The organism is Solibacillus sp. FSL K6-1523 (genome assembly GCF_038005225.1).
Lineage (GTDB): Bacteria > Bacillota > Bacilli > Bacillales_A > Planococcaceae > Solibacillus.
Genome location: NZ_JBBOSU010000001.1, coordinates 1,672,797 through 1,694,929, shown reverse-complemented (window position 1 = coordinate 1,694,929; position 22,133 = coordinate 1,672,797). Strand labels below are relative to the sequence as shown.

Here is a 22,133-nt window from a genome sequence, read left to right as displayed (position 1 = left end):
TTTATGCAATTCTTATCTAATTCTTAATTATTATGCCAGCTTAATTTTCAACACTACTGTAAAACCATCATTTCGGATGGTACAGCTAATATGGCCCCCCATATTTTCCATGAAGTACTTCGATATGAATAGACCAAGGCCCGAACCATTCTTCCCCCCGACATTTTTCCCGCGGTAATATTTATTGAACAGTAGCGGCAATTCATCCTCGCTCATGCCAGTTCCGAAGTCACTCATGTGGAGTTCGAGATAGCCTTGATTAATTTGAGATTTAATCATAATCTCCGTTCCTGCATATTTATAGGAATTGCTAATAATATTGTCGATTACTTGTTGCATACGTACGGGATCTATTAAAATAATACATTGTGGAATGGCGTCATACACAATTTGATGATCATAATTGACATTTTCAATCATTTCAGTAAGTACTTCGCTCGATTGTTCCGTTACGATTAACTCTAACTGTTGCAGTTCTTCTAAAGTAGCGTAAAACATATCCGTAACAAGTAAGTCAATTTGCTCTGCTTTTGAATTGATGATATTCACTTGCTTCATAAGCTTTTCATCCTTAACTTGCATAAGCATCAATTCACTAACTGCTTTGATTGAAGCGACAGGCGTCTTAATATCATGACTTAATGTGGCCACGAGCTCCTTCTTACTACGGTTGGTTTCATACTCTCTTTGACGAGCAGCATCAAGTTCCTCACGCAATAAATCAAAACTTTCTGTGAATGCACCAAAGTAATTGTTCTTGTCCATATTTAAAGGTATATCCAGATTTCCCCTAGCCACATTTACTGCGAAATTCTGAAGCTGCTGAAATGGCTTTAATAATGTTGTGTAAATGTAGATAATATACAGAATACTAATCAGCATGACCACACCAAAAATCAAACTTATCGATGTGATGAGCTCCCTTTTCAGTTGTTCTATTACTTCTCGTTCATTATTACGGATAATTATTTTCCCTACAATTTCATTATTTTGCTTCACATCTATGACTATATCTCTATTTTTTATAGCATCGTAAATCGTATGAAAGTGATTGCCCGGTGTTTGGTAAATGACGTTTTCTGAATGGTCTATAATAGAAAATGATTTTTTAATATCACTGTTATGAAAAGTTTCTTCACGAATTTGTCCCCAATTTTTTTCGACCGTTTTAACGACATCATTTATAGCTACTAAGTCCACTTCTGTACTATTTTTATTGTGAATAATGAGGATTGAAGAAATAATTCCTGCAGTAAAAACAACTAAAATAATCACGATTAGCCATTTTATTCTCATTCGTTTGCATCCTCTAAAACATATCCAGTACCCCATACCGTTTTTATAAATTGCGGGTCCTTTGGATTACGTTCAATTTTCTCACGTAAATGACGGATATGCACATTTAGGGTCCCATCCCCGACAAAGGAATCTTTCCATACGTTGCGAAACAATTCATCTTTTGTAATAATACGATTTTTATTTTTCACCAAATAATGCAGAAGTTTAAATTCCATCGTTTTCAATTGAATTTCAGTACCATCTACTCGAATCCGATGAAGCTGCGTATCAAGTTGAATATGTCCAAACTGTAAAATTTCTTGTTGGTTGCTGGGGCCACTGCTATATCTTTTAAGTACTGCCTTTACTTTTGCTAATAAAATACTTAATGAATATGGCTTTTGTATGTAATCATCGCCACCTATGTTAAGCGCAATGAGAACATCGTCATCGCTGGAACGTGCGCTTATAAACAAGATTGGGATTTGCGTTATTTTACGCAATTTTTTACACAAATCAAATCCTGATTCATCCCCGAGATTGATATCTAAAAGAATTAAGGATGGTTCATGTTCCTCCAAATAACGTTCACACGCCTCTGCACTTGTCACATATGCCGTTTTGACTTCAAATAGATTAAAATATTCACAAGTTGTTTCAGCTAAAGCAATTTCATCATCAACAATTAAACAGTCTAATTTCATCGTCAATCTCCTAGAAAAAATACTTTCCTACCAGTTAAACAGGATACATATAGTATACATTAAATTGGAAATTGTCGTGTAAAATTATGGATGTAATTACTTAATAGAGAGAATACCCCTCTATTTTTATGCTACAATTTACTATAATTGAGGAAGGTGTCTTATGAAAATATCTGTTTATGTTGCAAATGCATTTAGCAAGGATCATAAAGGGAGGAAATAAAGTAGGAGTGGTATTTAATGGTCGGACGGTAGTAAACCATCCAAATCCCAAATAAGGGACAATCGGATGATAAATTTACACTAAAAACACCATTCGAACAATGGTTTTCACCGATTTCCTCCACAAAGATTGCGGATTTTGATTGGTACGACACTAAATCGCGCTGATTGTCTACTGTTTAAATGTACTAGCTCAGCTCAACACGAATAGCCCAAGGACTTACTTCCAAATCTGTCAATAGCTAAAAGCTGCCCCATGAAAACCAGCACATATTTGGATTCGAAAAATAGAAGGAAAAGCCGTCCCATAAAATTTTCTAACTGTTGTCGCACTCGTCAAAAGTTATATTAAAAAATGAATGATTACTACCTCTGCGTAAGTGTCTTCGTTTTCATCTTAAATAGGAAATTAAGATAATGGAAAATTCATTTGGAGTTTATGCGACGGTAGTGGTATTACAAGCCAATTCAATACTTTAATATCTTTTTTAGTTTAATATGATTTCAGCAAAATCATATTATTCACGATATTTTTCCAGTAACATAATACAATTAGCTAGTTCATATTCTAATTTTAGTTTTATTAATTCACGTTTTGAACCTATCCCTACACATATTGGAAGTGTTGATATAAAATTTTTAACTTCTAATAAAGGAACATCTAAATTTTTTCGCAACAAATGCATAGCATTAGATCTTTTTTCACCAATTTGCAAAATGTGCAAACTCCAGATGTTAGTATCTGTAACATTGCAGTCAGTCACTTCATTCTCCATCTTCATAAACAAATCCATCGGTACTAGAGCAATATTATACTCATCAAAATCGCCTTCTAAAATTGCTATTTTCAAGCCAAACTGCCTAACTTGGTTGTCAAAACAATTCAATAATAACGGAATATATTCTCCTCTTTTAACTTGATTATGCTGCAATTTCCTTTTAATAGTTGTATCATTTAATTTTATATTGGAATATCCATATTGTTTTAGTCGTGAATGCAAAAATCTTTTTATTTGACCAGGATATTCTTCACCACTCCAATCCGTTGTTTCAACATACCTAATAATAGACAAATAGAAGATGAGTGTATGTAATTCCAGATTACTATTATTGTTGTCAATGTAAAACTCTTCTGTTTCGGTACGGTTGATAAATCTCCTTTGCTTCTTAATAAATTCATGAGTTTCAAGTTTTTGATAGTCAAATAAAAGTTGCTCCACTTCTTTCTTATGTCCTTCGTTAAGTGACGGGTAAATAGCTTCAAATAATTTCATAATTCCTAGCATTCCTTTCGCTTCACGCAGGGTTATTAATATCATCTACAAAGATATGAACTGGATTTATATTTCAACAGCCTCTATTGCTTCTATTACTTCTAATTGCCCTAGTTCATTTAACAAATTGCTACATTTACTAAATTCGGCTCTATCTAATTCTGATACTATAAAACGTCCTCACCTATTAACTCCTAAAAAAAACAACCTTACTAAACAAACTTCACCTTATCATATTCATTCGAAATTTCAATCACTTTATCGAGACTTTATTCCATTAAATGCCCGTTGTTGAATAAGAAAACACAACCTAAATTTACTTTGAGGTCGTTCTGAAGGAAACGGATCATAAGTAATTAGCCTAATTATAGTTAGTCCAATAATAATGAAATCTTTTCCATTACATTCACCCATAACTTTACATTAATTGTAAATATAAGGAAAGATTAATAGTTATTGTTCGATATTTGAATCTATCTAACTATAATTCACAAATCCTCACTTTCACATGCGCTCCACCAATTTCACGATTATTGACATGAATCTCTCCGCCGTGTTTCTTTACAATTTCCTTTGCAATATACAGCCCTAAGCCTGAGAGTCCATTAACTTCTGATTCCTTACTTTTTTCCTGATAATATTTATCGAACACATCTTGTTTCTGATCACTAGAAAAACCAGGGCCATTATCGAAAATGTCGAACGTGATACTTTGATCTGGATTCATCGTTATCATCCATTCAACATGTCCATTAACAGGTGTGTAACGAATACTATTCGTCACAATATTATCAAGTATTTGTGATATTCTCTCTTGATCAATCATTCTTATGTAGATTTCTTCATTCTTCATCCGATATTGAAAGTCGATACATTTCTTCGCACATAGCCTTTCATATTCTTTACCTTTCATTTGCACAAATTCATTAATTGATGTTCGTTTTGGATTTAAGGTGAACGTTGGCTTCTCAATAAGCGCCATTTCATTTAACTCGGCTATTAAATGGCTCGCATAATTTGTGTTTCGAATAATCGTTTGTAAATACGGCTCTAATCGTTCTGGACGCCTTTTTCCACTTTCTAATAACCCTTCCGCATGCCCTTGAATAATTGTTAATGGATTTCGCAAATCATGGGAAATAGCAGCAATCATTTCTTTTCGCTCTTGCTCTAGCTGTAGTTGACGGTCCAATGACTCTTTTAATGCGGACCTCATATCTTCAAAAGCTTGCACCAGTTGTTCCAATTCAACCGAATAATTAATTCTCGGTAAAGTGAAATCTAAATCCTGTTCTTTAATTTTTTTCGTACTTTCAATCATTTCATTAAATGGTCGTTCAAACTCTCGACTTAGCCTTTTCCCAGAGAAATATGAAAACAGATAAAAAAAGATGAATGGTGCGAAAATGAAAAAAAATATGATACTTAAAAATAAAATCATCCATTGATTATGTGGATTTGAAGTGAGCACGCTAAGGCCATACTTAAAAACAACAGCCCCTTGCAATATTCCTTGATCATTTTTAATCGGATAGAATTTAATAAAACCGCCATCTTTTTTTGCAGATCTAGTTGCAATGTTTCGCTTTAATTCCTCTTCGTTACTTACTAACTTAGCCTGGTAAGTACCATAAACAATCTGACCGTCTAAATCCATTACTTGATAATCCATTCCATCTAAAGGTATGACTGATTCAAAAAGGTTTTGACTATTTGATGAAAGTATAGACGCCCCAGCAGCATCAATATACTTTTCAATCGTAGGCAATTTCTTTTCATAATAGTTCGCAGGGTTTAGCTTATTCGTCGAAAACAACATAGTTATAGAAAAAATTAATACTATCCATGTTAAAATGGTCGCTACAATGCTTTTAAATAACACAAAGTGAAATGAAGTGATAAATTTGCTCCGTAACGTTTGATTATTTCGGTTCACTTTTCCCATCGATAACCTCTTCCCCAAACCGTTGAAATAATGGAATCTTGTTCCCCTGCTTTTTGAAGCTTTGCACGAATATTTTTAATATGCTCATTGATCGTTATCGAATCACCTGTTGCTTCTAATCCCCATACTTTCTCATAAATTTGCTCACGCGTAAGTGCTTGTCCACAATTGATGGCCAAATATTGAACAATTTCAAACTCTCTCATCGTTAAAGACACTTCCCTCGCATCATAAAACAATTGGCAGCTTTTAAGGTCAATATGTATCTTCCCGAAATATAAACATTTTTGCTGATTCCTGCTTTTTCTTTCTTCGCGGCGCAAATGGGCATGTACGCGCATTTTTAATTCTCTGAGGCTAAATGGTTTTACTAAATAATCATCGCCACCAACTAGCAATCCTTGGACACGGTCATTTTCTGTTTGCTTAGCACTTAGAAATAAAATGGGCACGTCTACACTTTTTCTTATTTGTTCACATAACTCAAAACCGCTCATCCCCGGCATCATCACATCCAGAATCAACAAATCTGGTCCATATTTTAATTGTTTGAATGCTTCCTCGCTATTCGCAGCTTTTAAAACTTGGTAGCCCTCATCTTCTAATGCATCATACAAAAAAGTGAGTATCTCTATTTCATCATCAATAATTAAGATTTTCTCATTCATGTTTCATCATCCTATTCATATACTTTTCTCCTTAACTTTACCTTATAAATATCAAGAAAAAATAAAGTACGGTGCTTTATCCTTTCTTGATATTTATCGTTTACAGTTTCATTATTAAATATTTTTCAAAGGATGGATAGTAATGGAACAGAAAGTTTCGCCTATTTCAGGAAAAGATCGCCTCGAAACAATCGATATGCTTAGAGGTTTCGCGCTCCTCGGAATTATTATAGCAAATATTGTTTGGTATCTTTATCCTGCGTATCTACAGCAAGAACCTTCATTTAAAAATGAATGGACCTCTTTCTGGAATCAATCCGATTTCGCCGCGCAATCTGCTCTTGATATGTTTGTTATTGGGAAGTTTGTCTTGCTGTTTTCGATGTTATTTGGTTTTGGGATGGTCATTATGCAGGAAAGAATCGCAATCAAACAGTTAAACTTCTGGGGAATTTATTCTCGCCGACTTATCGCTTTATTCATTTTCGGTAGTATCCATGCGTACTTCATCTGGTTTGGCGATATTTTAACGGACTACGCAATTTTGGGATTCGTACTGCTACTCATGCATAAGTTAAAACCGAAGATACTGTTAATTATAAGCATCACTTTATACAGCTTATTAATTATTCTAATTACACTAGGTTCTCTATCAGGCGATTCTGCTGCGATGTTGGCGCGCATATCAGAAGAAGATCAAAAGCTCATCCAAACAACAATCGAAGTACATCAATCTGGAAACATGGAACAATTGATCGAAGCGAACATCGCAGAAAGAACCTATTATACGATGAGAAACGGACTTTATGCCCTATACTCAGGCATGCCACTTGCTTATTTAATTTCAAATCTTCCTTTTCTACTCATCTTTATGTTTGGAGCAGCCATTGCGAAGAAAAAGTGGGTCCACTATTTCCAACAATATAGAAAAGGGTTTTTCATCACCTGGCTTTTTACTTTATTAACGGGAGGCACGTTAAATTGGATTTTACCATTTATCGTAGAGGATCAATACGCTGTTCAAACGATTCAATATATTAGCTCACCGCTAATCACAATTTTTTATGCCATTAGCCTCCTCTTCATCTATCACACTATAAAAGGAAAGAAAGTTTTACAATGGTTCACTTTCCCTGGAAGAATGGCGTTTACAAACTATATTAGTCAATCCATTATTTGTACATTCCTATTTGGCCCTTTTGCATTCGGTGTGTACGGAAAACTATCATTAACGACCGCTATACTAATTGCGATTACCATCTATATTGTCCAAATGTTCTTTAGTAAATGGTGGTTAGCCAAATTCCGCTTTGGACCTTTAGAATATATTTGGAGAACGATTACTTATTGGGGGATTAGAAGTTAAATAATTTTGGGGCTGCCATTGAGTTAACTTTTGGTACAGCCCCCTTCTTGAATAGCTATACAAAAAACTTACTTTATTAGCTGTTTACTTATTTTTTTATCTTTATCGTTATAAAATGTAGCATAATCGCAGTTCAATCAATATTGCTTTTCTGATTCTTTATACAAAAGAAGCTACTATTTGGTTGAATCGATCTCGCTCCTCTAAAAAAGCGCAATGACCGCTGTATTGAAACGGAACAAGCGTTGAATTTTTGATCAGCTTATTTGTTTCCTCCGCTTGGCTAAACGGAACGATCTTATCATGAATTCCGTGAATAATTAATGTAGGTGCATCGATCTGACCGAGATCATTGTAAACATTTTCATCTCGAAGCGTGACCATAATGGCGGAAGTGGACCAATTCGCCGCTTGTAATCCCATTAAAACAAACCAATCAGATTTCGGTTCGGAAATATTTTGAAAGAAAAAACTTCTCTGTTGGTCTTGCAGCATTTGCGGTCGGTCTTGATTTGTCTCTTCAATGATTTTGTTTGTAAATTCTTTAGGAACGCTAGATGGGGAGGCAGCGTCAATTAGGACAAGTTTAGATACCCCATACCCTTTGTAACGAGCCATATAACGAATCGATATAGCGCCGCCTGTAGAGTGTCCTGCCAATGTTATATTTCTTAACTGTAACGTCTCGATGACTATACGAAGATCATCTGCTAATCTATCGAAACTATACCCGCTAAAAGGTTTATCCGAATTGCCATATCCCCTCCAATCTATTCCAATACAACGATACCCAAGCGTTGGAAGGTAATTGAACTGATATTCAAACTGATTATGATTTAGCGGCCATCCATGAATAAAAAGTATCGTTTTATTTCCCATCGGATTGATGTCTTCTATATATACATTGACACCGGGTTCGACCGTTACATAGTAGCCCATGTGTAACACCTCTTTTTAATAAGTAAATTCCCATTAAGTTATTCACCTATGTCGTAATATGTGCCTAATTTTCACCTTAATCTTAGTTAAGTTCGTACGAAGAGCATTTCCTCATTTGTAGAAAATTTTAGGGTGTCAGATAATAATATATAACCTGTGAATTGAATGATTAATTTTTAAGAAATATAAGAAAAAGACAGAATCATTGAATTAACAACGTTTCTGTCTTTTCAATTTTATGTGAGTTTACTTCAAAAGGGACCTATGATGCATACCCTTTTTCCCACCACTTATCTTACATCATAATATATTTCAAATGCGATATTAAGAGGAAATGATTTTTAAAATGAGCTAGTTATTATCAGAACGTACTAAGCCGCAGTTCATAAAAATACTGGACAATCGGATGCTTTAACTTCATCTTCTTGGCCATGTTTAAAAGTCGTTTTTTTCCAACCCGTCTGTCCACTAAAGCTAAAATATTCAATAGGATATCATTGCTTTCTAAACTTTCTTCTATCGGAGTAGATAAAAACTTAGTCGCTACTACGGTAAAATTGGACTTACTTAATGAGGACTGAGCTGTAAAAATTCCTTTTGCACATTCTGAAAGTTTTCTACTCCTAGCCATTACTTGTAGACGATCTTCCGGGACACTTCCGTTTGTTTCTATTCTTATCGCATCAATTTCCTCATTGTTGATCGGAATTTGGATATTTGAATCGTTCTTAATTTCTTGCTCTGTCTGATACCATTTGATTTGGGTAGTTGTATCGCGCATATTGAGAACATTGTTTTTATCTACTGCAATATAACAAAGTCCTGCTTTATCAGGTAAATAGCGGTATCCAGTTGCACGGTATTCAACCCTTCCATTTAATGCGGGACTAAGGAAACTCTCCAAATTTTGCTTTAATTTGCTCCAGCTCATGTCTTTCTCCTTCATTGTCAATTCTTGAATATTTATTGTGATAGTCGTTCCATTATCTATTGTACAATACCATACGATCAATCATACTAGCCCTTAATATGACTGCTCTTTTCTGGATCCGGCTTGAATTTATCACTAGCTGATACAAGCGGAATGCTCTTAATAAATAATGCAATGATAACTGCAATGAGCATAATGATTGCACCCGATAAAAATACCGTTGTCAACGCATCACTGAAAACCTCTCTTACAATAGTAACCATTTGATCAGCCGTTGGACGAAGGTTCAAAGGCATCTGATTCAATGTTTGTTCCAATTTGGGTTGATCCAGTAAAATTTGGGGATTTAACAGTTCACTCATTTGTTTTGCCTGATCAGAAGCGAGAGTTGGGTATCCTGCTGCAGTGCTATCAAAAAGCAGTTCATTCATCTTCGTAGCCATACGCGAGCTCATAACGATGCCAAATATGCCAATCCCTATCGTGTTGCCCAATGAACGAAATAATTGTGAAGAAGCTGATGCAACACCTAATTGACTTAAAGGAACTGCATTTTGTACCGTCAGTGAAAAAACGGGCATGCTTGCACCAAGACCTATTCCAACGATACACAAGTATATAATAAGCAAGTACACAGGGGTTTCTATATTAATGAAGTAAAGCAAACCGATTCCGACAAATGTAATACTTAAACCAGTGATTGCCAAACCTTTATATTTTCCAGTCTTCGTCATAAATTGACCAGCAAAAGCCGTCGCAAAAACCATAAAAATGGACATTGGCATCATAATATAGCCTGATCCACTAGGTGAAATTCCTTTTATACCTTGAATAAATAAGGGGACATATATCATTACGCCCATCATACCCGCGCCAAGAAGAAAGCCCGCAATATTCGATAACGTTACAATACTATTTTTAAATAAAGAAAGTGGAAGTACCGGAGTTTTTACTTTGGTTTCCGTAAAAATAAACGCCATTAGCCCAAAAAGTGTCAGACCAAACAATCCGATAATCTGCCATGATGTCCATGCATATTTTCCAGTTCCTTCACCAGCTAAACTAAATGCCATTAATAAAGAGACAACGGTGATTGTTATAAACAAGGAGCCAAAATAATCAATGGATTCCCCTTCTCTTTTTGAAACCTTAGGAAATAACACAAAGATCATTGCAAATGCAACAACCCCGAACGGTAGGAATACCCAAAACACCCAATGCCAATCTAGATGATCGACAATATACCCACCCATTAAAGGACCAAGAACACTGGAAATTCCAAATATCCCGCTCATCATTCCTGTCCATCGAGCCCTTTCTCTTGGGAGGTACAAATCACCAATTGCTGTAAAGGATGTTGACATGATCATACCTGCACCGAAGCCTGTTACAGCACGGAAGGCTATTAACTGGAAAATATTCGTTGATAAACCTGACAAAAAGGCACCGATCGTAAATAAACCAATCCCCACTAAAATGAAAGGCTTTCTTCCATATATATCTGAAAGCTTACCAACAAGAATGGTAGCTACAGCCGTTGTTAGCAAATAGATCGTAATTGCCCAAGTATAATAATCCATTCCACCAAGGCTGGCGATAATCCTTGGCATAGCTACACCAATAATTGTTTGATTAATGGCGGAGAAAAACATCGCAACCATTATTGCAATCATAATCATTACTTTTTTCCTCTCAGCTAGATGAATCATTTATCAATCTCCTTTCGAATGTTGTTTAAATTGCTTGCTGCCTGTTCAAACACGTGAACAATATGATCTAAGTCTGTTTCGGATAAATGACTAAACACAGTTCGCATTGCTATTCTGCCTTCATCCCGAACTGTTTTCAGGCTTTCCCCTGCTTTATCCGTCAATTTCAAGTAAACAACCCGACGATCTTCCTCATTTCGAGTGCGCTCAATATATCCTTGGCAAATTAATTTGTCGGAAGCAACAGTAACTGCTCCAGGAGTAAGATTAAGTGAATCAGCTAATTCGCTCATCTTCAGGGGACCACTTCGCTCCAAGACAAACAAAATATGTGACTGTGATCCAGGAAAACGTTGCTCAAAAATATCTTTCCATACGTAACTCATATTTCTATTCAAATGCCAATACAATTTCTCAAATCGAGTAAATAGCTCTTCATCCGATGCCAATTCCCTCACCTCTTCAATCCAATTTACTTTAACAATTTAACACTTTAACTGTTAAAGTATTTTTATTTTAAATCCTTTTTTTTACAGTGTCAATCTTTTTTTAGTGTTCACCTAACCAAAACAAGCACTTCATTTCTAGCGCAAATAACCTCTTCATCCGTACAACAAAAGACCCTTCTGTATGGGATCAGAAGGGTTCGTATTACAAGTATAGTCAATAATAATAGACGCTAGTTATATGTCATAAGCTCGTAAAAAAGGGGAACGATAGAAAGTCTATGAAAATGACTTTCTATCGTTCCCTTTCTTAGTTAGTTCATTTAACTTTGTGAACTAATACTAGGTGAAAAGTAAGATTCAAATTATATTTCTTATTTCGCTTTATCTACATGAAAACGACCACTCAATACATAAGTTAACGTTATAAAGATATAAATCGCTAATGTAATACCTGTAACGATAATAGATGTTGTGAAAATAATTCCAATTAGAATTGCGCTTAAAGCGATAATCGCAATCCAAGTTGTATAAGGGAACCATTTTACTGCATAGGCACTTGGTTTATCTGATTGTTTTTTACGTGATTTCACATGGGCAATCGCAATGATTAACCAAATAAATAATACTGTGTACCCTAGTGAACCCATTAGGAATTCAAATGTTTTCTCCCCTGCAAATAACGAAATAATTACCCCCGTATACATGGCTAACGTACACATTAATATCGCATACACTGGAACTTTCTTTTTCGATAAATAAGCAAAGACTTTCGGGATACGCCCGTCCATCGCTTGTGTATACAGTACGCGTGATGAACCGTATAAACCTGAGTTCATCGATGAAACAATCGCAAGTATTACAACTGCATTCATAATATGGTCCGCGCCTGGAATCCCAATCATTTTAAAGACCATCACAAATGGACTTTCTGGTACCCCGTTTACTTCATTCCAAGGAATTAAACTTACAATAATAAAGAACGGCAGTAAATAAAATGTAATAATGCGCACTAATGTACTGCGAACAGCTTTCGGTACTGCTTTTTCAGGATTTTTCGTTTCAGCTAACGTAATCCCAATAATTTCAGTGCCACCATAAGAGTAAATAACGACAAGCATTGCCGCAATTAAGCCTGTTGGTCCATTTGGTAAAAATCCACCGTGTTCCGTTAAGTTCGAAAATCCAACCGCTGTATGATTACCAAATGTGACAAGTAGTAATGCTAATCCTGCAATAATAAATACGATAATTACAAAAATTTTAATTAACGCAAGCCAAAATTCCGTTTCTGCAAAAACTTTTACAGATAATAAATTAATAGCTGTAACGAATACAGCAACCGTTAAAGCAAGTATCCAAATTGGATATTGTGGTAACCAATATTGAATGAAAATTGCTGCAACTACCGATTCAGCTGCAATATTTAAAACCCACATTTTCCAGTAAATCCAGTCTAAAAAATACGCGGGATATTTTCCTAAAATTGATTGTACTAAATCTCTAAATGTTCTTGCCTCGCTATTACGAACGGCCATTTCTGCTAAGCCTTGCATTACAAATAACAGAATAATACCACCTAGTAAATACGCAATAAGTACTGCTGGACCAGCTAAATCAATCGCTGAACTGCTCCCTTTAAATAACCCTGCACCAATGGCACCACCTAATGCCATCATCGTAATATGGCGCGTGGTCATTGTTCTCTGTAATGTCTTGCTGCTGTTTCCCATGTTATTTTCCTCCTAAATCAACTATCCCTCGGCTTAATCAGTAACCAAAAAAGGCATATCGTCTCTTCCATCATTATCTAATGAAAAAAGAGACGATATGCCTTTAGCAAACCGCGGTACCACTCTAATTGGTCCTTTATGAACCCTACTTAAAAACCTGATAACGAAGGTTAGTCGTTAGTGTAAATAGCATCATTCATTCTATTTACATTACCACTCCTAGGTAAGTTCAAAGTATTATTGGACTGCGTTACACCAACCCGCAGCTCTCTTAACCAAATAATGAACTTTTACTACTCCTACTCATTGCGTTTATTTATCATATTTTAGTTGTCTTCTTCCGCTGAAAAACAAAAAAGCATATCGTCTCTTTCATCATGATCTAATGAAAAAAGAGACGATATGCCTTTAGCAAACCGCGGTACCACTCTAATTGGTCCTTTATGAACCCTACTTAAAACCTGGTAACGAAGGTTAATCGTTAATGCAAATAAAATTGTATAGCCATTTTATTCACTTTACCACTCCTAGGTAAGTTCAAAGTATTACCCGCCTGCGTTGCACCGACCCGCAGCTCTCTTCACCGAATAATGAACTTTTACTACTCCTACTCATTGCGTTTGTTAAAAATAAATTTTTATGTTTTATCTAATATTCATCACTATACGTTCCTGTTATAATTTTGTCAATACTTTATTTTACTATAACTTTCAAAAGATTCGTATTTACGAATTTTATTCATAGTTTTTATAAGCGACCTCAAGGATGAATGATCACTTGTGTCCCAATAGGCACAATTCGAGCTAATTCTTCAACATCCTTATTATGCATACGAATACAGCCATGTGATACAGCGTGACCGATGGAGCTCGGATTATTTGTTCCGTGAATCCCGTAATGTTCTTTCGACAAACTCATCCACATCGTACCGAATGGACCGCCTGGATTTGGCTCTTTGTTGACAATAATATAATTCCCTAATGGCGTTTTAGTAAGCATTTTTCCAACGGCAATAGGATATTGTTTTTGCAACACACCACTTTTATATAAGCGTAACCATCGATTGTTGACAGAAACCTCAATTTGAAAAGGCGTCGTATTTGGAAATCCTGGTATGATGATTTGCTGTCCAACATAAAGAACGTCTGGATTAATCCCTTGATTTGCTTGAATGATTGCCGATAAAGGTGTTCGAAAATCCCTCGCTATTTGCGTTAATGTATCGCCAGCTTTCACCGTATATATCAATAAACTCATCTCCAAAACTAAAAGTTGTTACCGTATATTATGCATAGGATGAGGAAAGTTTTAACGGTTTACATATGTCGTTGCAACAAACAATGATTGCTCCTTTAAACTTTTTATAAATTGTAGTAGTATACATACATACTTAAAAAGTACGTAGTGTATTTTTAGTTACTTTTGAATAATACAGGGGGTTCACGATGCAGAAAGTTTATAATATTGGTGTTGAAGCGACACTCGAAGTAATTGGCGGTAAATGGAAACCTATTATTTTATGTCATCTGAATCACCATGGTCAAATACGTACGAACGAATTTCGTCGATTAATTCCAGGCATTTCACAAAAAATGTTGACGAATCAATTACGAGAATTAGAACAAAGCGGATTAATCAATCGTAAAGTTTTCAATCAAGTCCCACCAAAAGTTGAATATTCATTAACACCATATGGTCATAAGATGGAACCCGTGCTTAACTTACTTTGCACTTGGGGCGAAAATCATATTGAGAAATTAATACATGATGGGGAAGATGTCGTCCTTATGCAGCGAGATGAAGACATTGCTAATAGTTAAAAAAGAAAGCCTTAAGGAATAGTACATAATCCTTAAGGCTTTCTCTGTTACATTTTAAAATCAAACTCTGCTGGGTTTGGACCTACACGTTTTTCTAAATTCATCTCATTTATTACTTGCATTTCTTCATCAGTAAGGCTGAAATCAAAGATGTCTGCATTTTGAATCATGCGTTCTTTACGCACTGATTTTGGAATCGTTACAACACCATTTTGAACATCCCAACGTAAAATAACTTGCGCGTTTGATTTTCCATATTTCGTTGCGATTTCTGCAATTGTAGGATCTTCAAGAAGTCCACCTTGCATTAAAGGCGCCCAAGCTTCTAATTGGATATTGCGCTCTTTACAAAATGCGCGTAATTCCACTTGTTGTAAACGTGGGTGGAATTCTACTTGGTTAATAACCGGTACGACGCGAGCTGTTTTTAATAAATCTTGTAAGTGCGATACGTTAAAGTTACATACGCCGATTGCTTTGATTTTTCCTGCTTTATATAAATCCTCTAGCGCTTTCCAAGATTCTGCATATTTATTGTTACCTGGCCAGTGAATTAAGTATAAATCTAAGTAATCTAAGCCTAATTTTTGTAGGCTATCTTCATAAGCAGCAACCGTTTCGTCGTAGCTTAAACCATCATTCCAAACTTTCGATGTAATGAATAAATCTTCACGTTTTAGTCCAGTAGATGCAAGAGCTTGCTTAATACCTTCACCTACACCCGCTTCGTTACCATAGATAGCTGCAGTATCAATGCTGCGGTAGCCAACTTCAATCCCGTTTTTTACGATTTCTGCTGTTGCATCATTTGGTACTTGGAAAACACCTAGTCCAAATCCTGGCATAGCGATTCCATTATTTAATTGGATTGTATCTTGTAAATTTTTAATCATAATAGTTCCTCCTATTTACGTTGTTTTGTCTTTGCTATTTCATTATGCTCCATTGCATCCATAAATAAAAGTACGCACTTTTTTGTTTCATAGAAACGCATAGGTTCCTATTGTGTAGTATCAATCGTTTTCGCGTGAAAAAGTGTTGAATGGTTTGATTAAAATTCCCTTTCATTCCTTCTCTCAAAAAAATATTATATGGTATGATACTTAGGTTGTTTTATACTAAGGTAAATTTACATTCATCTAAGAAAAGAGGTACTTATGCACTCCACACAATTAACGAAGCGACATTGGTTGCTCATCTTCACACTTACTTTATTAACATTTGTTCTCGGGACAAGTGAATTTATGATTGTCGGAATCTTAACCGATATTTCCTCAAGTTTGCATATAACAAATGCTCAAGCAGGTACGCTTGTTTCTGCATTTGCTATTACGTTTGCCATTGCCACACCGCTCGTGATGTCAACAACAAGTCATTTTCCAAAGCGGAAATGGATGTTGGTATTGCTAGGATTTTTCATCGTCTTCAACGCTTTATGTGTCATTTCAACGAATTACGTTATGCTTCTTGTACTACGAATGATGACAGCGATTGTAACGGGCGTATTAATTTCCCTTGCAATGATTGTTGCTAGTGAAACAATGCCTGATAACAAACGCGGACTTGCAATATCATTTGTTTTCGGTGGCTTTACAATGGCAAATGTCGTGGGAGTACCCATAGGGATTGTCATTGCGAAATCATTCGGTTGGAATGCTACTTTCATGTTAACTACATTCCTAGGCGCATTGGCCTTTTTGATATCCTTTTTCGTCTTGCCTAGCGGACTTAGCCAAATACGCAGTTCAATACGAGATCAAGTCTCTTTATTGACCAACCCAAGAATATTAATGGCCTTTTTCATTCCCGCGCTCGGATTTGGTGCAACGTATACGATTTTTACGTACCTCGTTCCCATTTTACAAGGAATGGAAGTGCCAAATCAATCGGTTAGTTTAGTATTATTTGCATATGGATTTATTTCGATTTTCAGTAATATACTTGCTGGTAAAATCGCCAGCCATAATGCAATCGGTCGCCTTCGATTTGTTTTTCTTGTACAAGCTATTGTTCTGACGAGTTTATTTTGGACGACCAATCATTTTACGTTAGGTCTCATCAATATTGGATTCATGTCGTTAATGGCTATCATGTTAACAACATCTACTCAGCTTTATTTAATCGACCTTGCTGAAATTTATCAGCCAAAAGCAACAGGCCTCGCTGCTTCTCTAATGCCAGTAGCAAGTAATGTCGGGATCGCTTTCGGTTCTGCATTAGGTGGCATTGTCTACCATCAGGGGAATTTAATGAATGTCACATGGGTCGGTGGAATCGTGGCAGTTTGTGCGGCTTTGCTCACATTTATTAGTCACCGTCTAGATCAAAAACAGAAGAAAGTAGCTTAAACAACATGTGGTAAATGGTTGGCTTGCCATCCTATACATTTTCAAAAAGAAGGATCAAGGACGTTTAGCTCCTTGATCCTTCTTTTAATAGCTATACTTTCGATTTCTGTTGAGGTTATAGCTTTTTAGGAAATTATTCGTTTTACAACTTCCATTCCTCACCCTATTTCTTAATTTTTTTTGCATTTATAAAAAATGCTGTTCCTATTATAAATATGCCTAAACAAACGAACATTGCTATCCCTGAATATTCATCATCAAATATTGTTGTGCTAGCCAAAATAACGAACATCATTAATACAAGTGATACATACAAGCCTTTAATGTAATTCAAAACTTACGCCTCCTCATTAAACTTTAATAGCAATTATGTGTAAAAAAATAGTCCGGCCACTATTAAATGAAGTCTTTCCAAAAGCTCGATATTTTCAAATAAGAATATTCTATAAAGGGGACGCGCATATACGCATCTCCATGATCTAAATATACAGGAAAATTCTATCTAATAGCACATACTGAATCAATTACACCTCGGCGTAATTGCGTCCATATTTTTTCAAGCTCGCTCGAAAAACTTACCATCAAATGGTCTAGTTGTAGTTATTTCATCCCCCATAATCGATTATTCACCAGTTTTGTTAACGTCGAACCTTCATTTAAACTTAATAGTAAATAAAGTTAATTTCCCAAAAAAGAATGGATGACGAGTTTTTATTCAGAATTTTTTATCACATTTCAATTAAAATTTGCATTATACTAAATAGGAATTTTTATTCCTAATAACTAATTTTCATACAAATACACATCTTATCATTCTCTTATGTTATATATCATAATTATTATCGCAATATATTCGTTTATAGCAATCCAAATAATTCATTCAACCCTATAAAGATAGCTGTACTAATACAAAAATTTATTCACAACTTCTCAAAAGAATATACAATTTTATTTCCTAAAATAATTTCACACTATTTTTTGTAAGCCTTTTCATTTGTTTAATATTATTCTCATATGCATAATCAAAGTATAAAGTTCATTCAACTTTAAATACGAGATTTATGATAGGAGTTTTATATAATGATTTATTCTAACCCTAACACTGCTGGTGCAGTAGTAAACTTCAAAGAGCAATACGAAAACTTTATCGGAGGCGAATGGGTAGCTCCGGTTGGTGGCGAATACTTTGACGTAAAATCTCCTATAACTGGGAAGGTATATACAAAAGTAGCACGCTCTAAAGAAGCAGATATTGAATTAGCACTTGATGCAGCACATGCAGCAAAAGACGCTTGGGCGATGACTTCAGTTGCTTACCGTGCAAACATTTTAAATAAAATTGCAGACCGCATTGAACAAAATTTAGAAATGATTGCTGTTGCAGAAACTTGGGACAACGGTAAAGCAGTACGTGAAACGTTAAACGCGGATATTCCACTTGCAATTGATCACTTCCGTTACTTTGCTGGTGCAATCCGTGCGCAAGAAGGCGGTATTTCTCAAATTGATAACGATACAGTAGCATACCATTTCAATGAGCCAATCGGTGTTGTAGGTCAAATCATTCCTTGGAACTTCCCATTATTAATGGCTGTTTGGAAAATCGCTCCTGCATTAGCTGCTGGTAATACAATCGTCATGAAACCAGCTGAACAAACACCTGCTTCAATCTTAGTATTAGTTGAATTAATTCAAGACTTATTACCAAAAGGTGTATTTAACATTGTAAACGGTTACGGTGTAGAAGTTGGTAAACCACTTGCTACAAACCCACGTATTAATAAAGTTGCTTTCACTGGATCAACAGGTGTTGGGCGTTTAATTATGCAATACGCTACAGAGAATATTATTCCTGTAACATTAGAACTTGGTGGTAAATCACCAAACGTCTTCTTCCCAGATGTAATGGATGCAGATGATGAGTACTTAGATAAAGCAATTGAAGGTTTAGTCATGTTCGCATTAAACTCTGGCGAAATTTGTACTTGTCCTTCTCGTGCATTAATTCATGAATCAATCTATGACAAATTCATGGAGCGTGTATTAGAGCGCGTAAAAGCTATTAAAATTGGTAACCCACTAGATTCAGAGGTAATGATGGGTGCACAAGCGTCTAACGAACAATTAACAAAAATTCTTTCTTATATTGAAATTGGTAAAGAAGAAGGCGCTGAATTATTAATCGGTGGTTACCAAAATAAATTAGATGAAGATCAAGAAGGCGGATACTATGTTGCACCTACAATTTTCAAAGGTGACAATAAAATGCGTATTTTCCAAGAAGAAATCTTCGGTCCAGTATTATCTGTAACGACATTCTCTAATTTTGAAGAAGCAATGGAAATCGCGAACGATACGGAATTCGGTTTAGGTGCGGGTGTATGGTCTCGTAACATGGATACAGCTTACCGCGCAGTTCGTGGCATCCAAGCGGGTCGTGTGTGGACAAATACGTACCACCAATATCCTGCACACGCTGCATTCGGCGGATTCAAAAAATCAGGTATTGGCCGTGAGAACCACTTAATGATGTTAGAGCATTACCAACAAACGAAATGTATGTTAGTAAGCTACAACAAATCACCACAAGGTTTCTTCTAAGCCGTTAATCTACTAATCTATCCCCCGTTTTTATTAGACGGGGGATTTTTCAACATAATTTCAGGGGGTGAATTCAAATGGAGAAATTAATCGCAACTGAAAAAGCATTGGAAGTGATCGAACTACTAAAAAATAAGCATGGCAATATTTTATTCGAACAATCTGCGGGCTGCTGTGACGGTACAGTTCCAATGTGCTACCAAGCAGACGGGCATTATATAAGTAGTCAAAATGTAGTCGTCGGTGAAATTGCGGGTGTGCCCTACTATATCGATAAAACGCAATATGTGTATATGGAGCATATGCAAATCATTGTCGATGCAATCGAAGGCCAGGGTGCTTCCTTTTCACTTGAAAGCGTTGAGGGCTTTGCGTTTATTGTGCGCTCGAAAGTCCTTAAAAATTAGCAATGAATAAATTATATCTTATATAAAAAAACGCACCTCCGATTTTGGAAGTGCGTTTTTTTATGCCCTTTTCTTTGGTTTACGAAACCATGTAAAAATGATCGTAATAATTAATGCAAATCCTAAATAACCCATCGTTGAATACACTTTTCCAACCAAAGTTGTGAAACCTACTAAACTTACTAAAAGACCAAGTAATCCTACGAAAACGACAGCAGGTTTAAACAGTCGATCTTTTGGTCCAACAAAACGAACTGCAAATGCATAAATCATGCCAACCGCTGTATTGTACATCATACCAAGTAGTACAAACGCCATTAGAACCCCTATTACAGGATGAATTTGTTTTGCCAATTCAAGCGTAGGCATATCCACCCCTGCCACAACATCCATTTTTACTAACATCGTTACATTAATTAATATGATTAAGGCACCTAGCATAATACCACCCAATATACCACCCATGCCGGCTACTTTACGATTTTTTACTGTTCCCCCCATGACAATTAACATCGCCGCACCTGCCGCTAAGTTATACGAAACATAAAGTAATGTACTAACAAACCAGTTAGATGCCGCAGAAGTTTGTGTAAGCGCTATTTCATTTGCCTCAAATAGAGAAATTTCCATTGTAAATAAAGAATAGATTAATATGACAAAAATGATCGTCATTAAATATGGTGTAAGGAGCGCGATTAAATTAATGATACTTTTTACATTTAAAAATAAACTAATGATGGTCACTACTACCATAATAGTGCTGCCAATCTTCGCTTCAATATTAAACATTTGCTCAAATGTAGCGCCCGCGCCAGCAAACATAACAACAGCTACACCAAATAACAAAACTGTAATTAAAAAGTCTAAAATGAGTCCAATATAACGTCCACCTAAATAATAAACGACCTCTTTGTGAGACGTTGTTTGAAAATCTGAACCTAGCTGTGCGAGCGTCATTCCTAACACTGCAAAGGCAATTGTAGCAATTACCCCACCGAGTATCCCCTTAAGCCCGAAGCTTGTAAAATATTGCATGATTTCTTGTCCAGATGCAAAACCCGCACCAACAACCATCCCAACAAATGCTCCACCAATTTGCATACTTTTCTTCATTAGTTCACCTTCTAATCAAGTTAACGAATCCAAAACAACTCATAAGCACCTTATTCGTTTTTAAAGATTTATATGACATTTCCAAGCGCTTTTTATTAGCAAAATAGGTAGCAAATATAGGTTTGTTTATAAAATCAGGCGAATTCCCACTATGCCATTCTTTTTTTCACATAACTTATATGGACCACTAATGAAAGAGGGTATGCATTTTGTATTATAATCCGTATGATGAAAGTCCAGATAGCCAACCTTTTAACCAATTTTCCCGACCAGGTTTCGGTGGACCTAGTTCTCCACCACCAGGATTTGGCGGACCTGGTTATCCACCATCGATGGGCGGAAATACGCCAGCACCAACGGCAGCTCCCCCTAATTTTACACCAGCAATGCCGATGACAAGCGCTTCGTCTCGATCCGGTTCACACCATGGTTCAAGCGGAATTAGACGATGCATTTATCGCAATACATTCATTTGGCAAAGAAATGGCGATAGTTTTTGGTTCTTCCCAACATTTGTATCTAGAAATACCATTTTAGGATTCCGTTGGGGACGATTTGGCTGGGTATTTAGCACGGTTAACCGCAATTCCATTCTGACATTCCAGTGCTTTAATTAATCCATCGGAAGC

The 22,133-nt window shown here is 35.9% G+C and carries 20 protein-coding genes, 1 pseudogene and 2 other annotated features; of the genes and pseudogenes, 7 read left to right on the top strand and 14 right to left on the bottom strand.

Translation table 11 applies throughout. The features are described from left to right. Window positions 1-30 precede the first annotated feature (30 nt). Together MHI10_RS07950 and MHI10_RS07945 are read right to left on the bottom strand one after the other, a co-directional pair. On the bottom strand, window positions 31-1,296 hold the full coding sequence (locus MHI10_RS07950; RefSeq protein ID WP_340784494.1) for a HAMP domain-containing sensor histidine kinase: 1,266 nt from the start codon (window positions 1,294-1,296) through the stop codon (window positions 31-33). After that, the gene (locus tag MHI10_RS07945; protein ID WP_340784491.1) at window positions 1,293-1,982 is read right to left on the bottom strand and encodes a response regulator transcription factor; all 690 of its coding nucleotides are present in this window, start codon (window positions 1,980-1,982) and stop codon (window positions 1,293-1,295) included. Before MHI10_RS07945 ends, MHI10_RS07950 begins: the two co-directional genes overlap by 4 nt. 163 nt (window positions 1,983-2,145) lie before the next feature. Here MHI10_RS07945 and MHI10_RS21410 point away from each other — a divergent pair. Next, window positions 2,146-2,236, top strand: a pseudogene (locus MHI10_RS21410) (phenazine biosynthesis protein PhzF); the annotation flags it as partial. A 486-nt stretch (window positions 2,237-2,722) separates the two neighbouring features. Here the strand turns inward: MHI10_RS21410 and MHI10_RS07940 are convergent. The 3 genes from MHI10_RS07940 to MHI10_RS07930 form a co-directional block, all read right to left on the bottom strand. Further along, a complete protein-coding gene (locus tag MHI10_RS07940; protein WP_340784490.1) occupies window positions 2,723-3,478 on the bottom strand; it encodes a DUF6630 family protein in 756 nt (251 codons plus the stop codon). A gap of 481 nt (window positions 3,479-3,959) precedes the next feature. After that, on the bottom strand, window positions 3,960-5,423 hold the full coding sequence (locus MHI10_RS07935; protein WP_340784489.1) for a HAMP domain-containing sensor histidine kinase: 1,464 nt from the start codon (window positions 5,421-5,423) through the stop codon (window positions 3,960-3,962). Continuing rightward, a complete protein-coding gene (locus MHI10_RS07930) occupies window positions 5,411-6,091 on the bottom strand; it encodes a response regulator transcription factor (protein WP_340784488.1) in 681 nt (226 codons plus the stop codon). The genes MHI10_RS07935 and MHI10_RS07930 overlap by 13 nt, the downstream gene beginning before the upstream one ends. Before the next feature lie 142 nt (window positions 6,092-6,233). On the opposite strand from MHI10_RS07930, the gene MHI10_RS07925 reads away from it, so the two are divergent. Next, window positions 6,234-7,457, top strand: coding sequence for a DUF418 domain-containing protein (locus MHI10_RS07925; protein WP_340784487.1), 1,224 nt, complete (start codon window positions 6,234-6,236; stop codon window positions 7,455-7,457). Between the two features lie 159 nt (window positions 7,458-7,616). On the opposite strand, the gene MHI10_RS07920 is transcribed toward MHI10_RS07925, so the two are convergent. The 6 genes from MHI10_RS07920 to MHI10_RS07895 form a co-directional block, all read right to left on the bottom strand. Beyond that, on the bottom strand, window positions 7,617-8,396 hold the full coding sequence (locus tag MHI10_RS07920) for an alpha/beta fold hydrolase (protein WP_340784486.1): 780 nt from the start codon (window positions 8,394-8,396) through the stop codon (window positions 7,617-7,619). A gap of 361 nt (window positions 8,397-8,757) precedes the next feature. Beyond that, on the bottom strand, window positions 8,758-9,327 hold the full coding sequence (locus MHI10_RS07915) for an SF0329 family protein (RefSeq protein WP_340784483.1): 570 nt from the start codon (window positions 9,325-9,327) through the stop codon (window positions 8,758-8,760). Between the two features lie 86 nt (window positions 9,328-9,413). Then, window positions 9,414-11,036, bottom strand: a complete 1,623-nt coding sequence (locus MHI10_RS07910; protein WP_340784481.1) for an MDR family MFS transporter — start codon at window positions 11,034-11,036, stop codon at window positions 9,414-9,416. Further along, window positions 11,033-11,485 carry a MarR family winged helix-turn-helix transcriptional regulator gene (locus MHI10_RS07905; protein ID WP_340784480.1) on the bottom strand — a complete coding sequence of 151 codons (453 nt, stop codon included), beginning with the start codon at window positions 11,483-11,485 and terminating at the stop codon, window positions 11,033-11,035. Before MHI10_RS07905 ends, MHI10_RS07910 begins: the two co-directional genes overlap by 4 nt. 371 nt (window positions 11,486-11,856) lie before the next feature. Continuing rightward, the gene (locus MHI10_RS07900) at window positions 11,857-13,215 is read right to left on the bottom strand and encodes an amino acid permease (protein WP_340784479.1); all 1,359 of its coding nucleotides are present in this window, start codon (window positions 13,213-13,215) and stop codon (window positions 11,857-11,859) included. A gap of 85 nt (window positions 13,216-13,300) precedes the next feature. Continuing rightward, window positions 13,301-13,531 (bottom strand) — a binding site (T-box leader). A gap of 74 nt (window positions 13,532-13,605) precedes the next feature. Next, window positions 13,606-13,839: a binding site (T-box leader), on the bottom strand. A gap of 135 nt (window positions 13,840-13,974) precedes the next feature. Continuing rightward, a complete protein-coding gene (locus MHI10_RS07895) occupies window positions 13,975-14,472 on the bottom strand; it encodes a L,D-transpeptidase family protein (protein ID WP_340784478.1) in 498 nt (165 codons plus the stop codon). A gap of 188 nt (window positions 14,473-14,660) precedes the next feature. Here MHI10_RS07895 and MHI10_RS07890 point away from each other — a divergent pair, with 188 nt between their 5' ends. Continuing rightward, a complete protein-coding gene (locus MHI10_RS07890; protein WP_340784477.1) occupies window positions 14,661-15,035 on the top strand; it encodes a winged helix-turn-helix transcriptional regulator in 375 nt (124 codons plus the stop codon). A 47-nt stretch (window positions 15,036-15,082) separates the two neighbouring features. On the opposite strand, the gene MHI10_RS07885 is transcribed toward MHI10_RS07890, so the two are convergent. Beyond that, on the bottom strand, window positions 15,083-15,928 hold the full coding sequence (locus MHI10_RS07885; protein WP_340784475.1) for an aldo/keto reductase: 846 nt from the start codon (window positions 15,926-15,928) through the stop codon (window positions 15,083-15,085). Window positions 15,929-16,192: 264 nt separating this feature from the next. On the opposite strand from MHI10_RS07885, the gene MHI10_RS07880 reads away from it, so the two are divergent. Further along, window positions 16,193-17,383, top strand: coding sequence for an MFS transporter (locus tag MHI10_RS07880; RefSeq protein ID WP_340784474.1), 1,191 nt, complete (start codon window positions 16,193-16,195; stop codon window positions 17,381-17,383). A gap of 163 nt (window positions 17,384-17,546) precedes the next feature. On the opposite strand, the gene MHI10_RS07875 is transcribed toward MHI10_RS07880, so the two are convergent. Further along, window positions 17,547-17,717, bottom strand: coding sequence for a hypothetical protein (locus MHI10_RS07875; protein ID WP_340784473.1), 171 nt, complete (start codon window positions 17,715-17,717; stop codon window positions 17,547-17,549). A 746-nt stretch (window positions 17,718-18,463) separates the two neighbouring features. On the opposite strand from MHI10_RS07875, the gene exaC reads away from it, so the two are divergent. Together exaC and MHI10_RS07865 are read left to right on the top strand one after the other, a co-directional pair. Then, window positions 18,464-19,984 carry an acetaldehyde dehydrogenase ExaC gene (exaC, locus tag MHI10_RS07870; RefSeq protein WP_340784472.1) on the top strand — a complete coding sequence of 507 codons (1,521 nt, stop codon included), beginning with the start codon at window positions 18,464-18,466 and terminating at the stop codon, window positions 19,982-19,984. Between the two features lie 77 nt (window positions 19,985-20,061). Continuing rightward, the gene (locus tag MHI10_RS07865) at window positions 20,062-20,391 is read left to right on the top strand and encodes a DUF779 domain-containing protein (protein ID WP_340784471.1); all 330 of its coding nucleotides are present in this window, start codon (window positions 20,062-20,064) and stop codon (window positions 20,389-20,391) included. Window positions 20,392-20,451: 60 nt separating this feature from the next. Here MHI10_RS07865 and MHI10_RS07860 read toward each other — a convergent pair whose 3' ends face one another. Continuing rightward, entirely contained in the window at window positions 20,452-21,504 is a 1,053-nt protein-coding gene (locus tag MHI10_RS07860; protein ID WP_340784470.1) for a YkvI family membrane protein, read from the bottom strand. A gap of 209 nt (window positions 21,505-21,713) precedes the next feature. Between MHI10_RS07860 and MHI10_RS07855 the strand changes: the two genes are divergently transcribed. Further along, window positions 21,714-22,121, top strand: a complete 408-nt coding sequence (locus tag MHI10_RS07855; RefSeq protein WP_340784469.1) for a hypothetical protein — start codon at window positions 21,714-21,716, stop codon at window positions 22,119-22,121. Window positions 22,122-22,133: the final 12 nt, after the last annotated feature.

Excerpts from the sequence above, each read along its gene's own strand:
- MHI10_RS07945 (WP_340784491.1), bottom strand. The coding sequence starts at position 1,982 with ATGAAATTAGACTGTTTAATTGTTGATGATGAAATTGCTTTAGCTGAA.
- MHI10_RS07860 (WP_340784470.1), bottom strand. The coding sequence starts at position 21,504 with ATGAAGAAAAGTATGCAAATTGGTGGAGCATTTGTTGGGATGGTTGTT.
- MHI10_RS07885 (WP_340784475.1), bottom strand. The coding sequence starts at position 15,928 with ATGATTAAAAATTTACAAGATACAATCCAATTAAATAATGGAATCGCT.
- exaC (WP_340784472.1), top strand. The coding sequence starts at position 18,464 with ATGATTTATTCTAACCCTAACACTGCTGGTGCAGTAGTAAACTTCAAA.
- MHI10_RS07940 (WP_340784490.1), bottom strand. The coding sequence starts at position 3,478 with ATGAAATTATTTGAAGCTATTTACCCGTCACTTAACGAAGGACATAAG.
- MHI10_RS07925 (WP_340784487.1), top strand. The coding sequence starts at position 6,234 with ATGGAACAGAAAGTTTCGCCTATTTCAGGAAAAGATCGCCTCGAAACA.
- MHI10_RS07935 (WP_340784489.1), bottom strand. The coding sequence starts at position 5,423 with ATGGGAAAAGTGAACCGAAATAATCAAACGTTACGGAGCAAATTTATC.
- MHI10_RS07930 (WP_340784488.1), bottom strand. The coding sequence starts at position 6,091 with ATGAATGAGAAAATCTTAATTATTGATGATGAAATAGAGATACTCACT.
- MHI10_RS07920 (WP_340784486.1), bottom strand. The coding sequence starts at position 8,396 with ATGGGCTACTATGTAACGGTCGAACCCGGTGTCAATGTATATATAGAA.
- MHI10_RS07910 (WP_340784481.1), bottom strand. The coding sequence starts at position 11,036 with ATGATTCATCTAGCTGAGAGGAAAAAAGTAATGATTATGATTGCAATA.
- MHI10_RS07895 (WP_340784478.1), bottom strand. The coding sequence starts at position 14,472 with ATGAGTTTATTGATATATACGGTGAAAGCTGGCGATACATTAACGCAA.
- MHI10_RS07915 (WP_340784483.1), bottom strand. The coding sequence starts at position 9,327 with ATGAGCTGGAGCAAATTAAAGCAAAATTTGGAGAGTTTCCTTAGTCCC.
- MHI10_RS07890 (WP_340784477.1), top strand. The coding sequence starts at position 14,661 with ATGCAGAAAGTTTATAATATTGGTGTTGAAGCGACACTCGAAGTAATT.
- MHI10_RS07865 (WP_340784471.1), top strand. The coding sequence starts at position 20,062 with ATGGAGAAATTAATCGCAACTGAAAAAGCATTGGAAGTGATCGAACTA.
- MHI10_RS07880 (WP_340784474.1), top strand. The coding sequence starts at position 16,193 with ATGCACTCCACACAATTAACGAAGCGACATTGGTTGCTCATCTTCACA.
- MHI10_RS07950 (WP_340784494.1), bottom strand. The coding sequence starts at position 1,296 with ATGAGAATAAAATGGCTAATCGTGATTATTTTAGTTGTTTTTACTGCA.
- MHI10_RS07900 (WP_340784479.1), bottom strand. The coding sequence starts at position 13,215 with ATGGGAAACAGCAGCAAGACATTACAGAGAACAATGACCACGCGCCAT.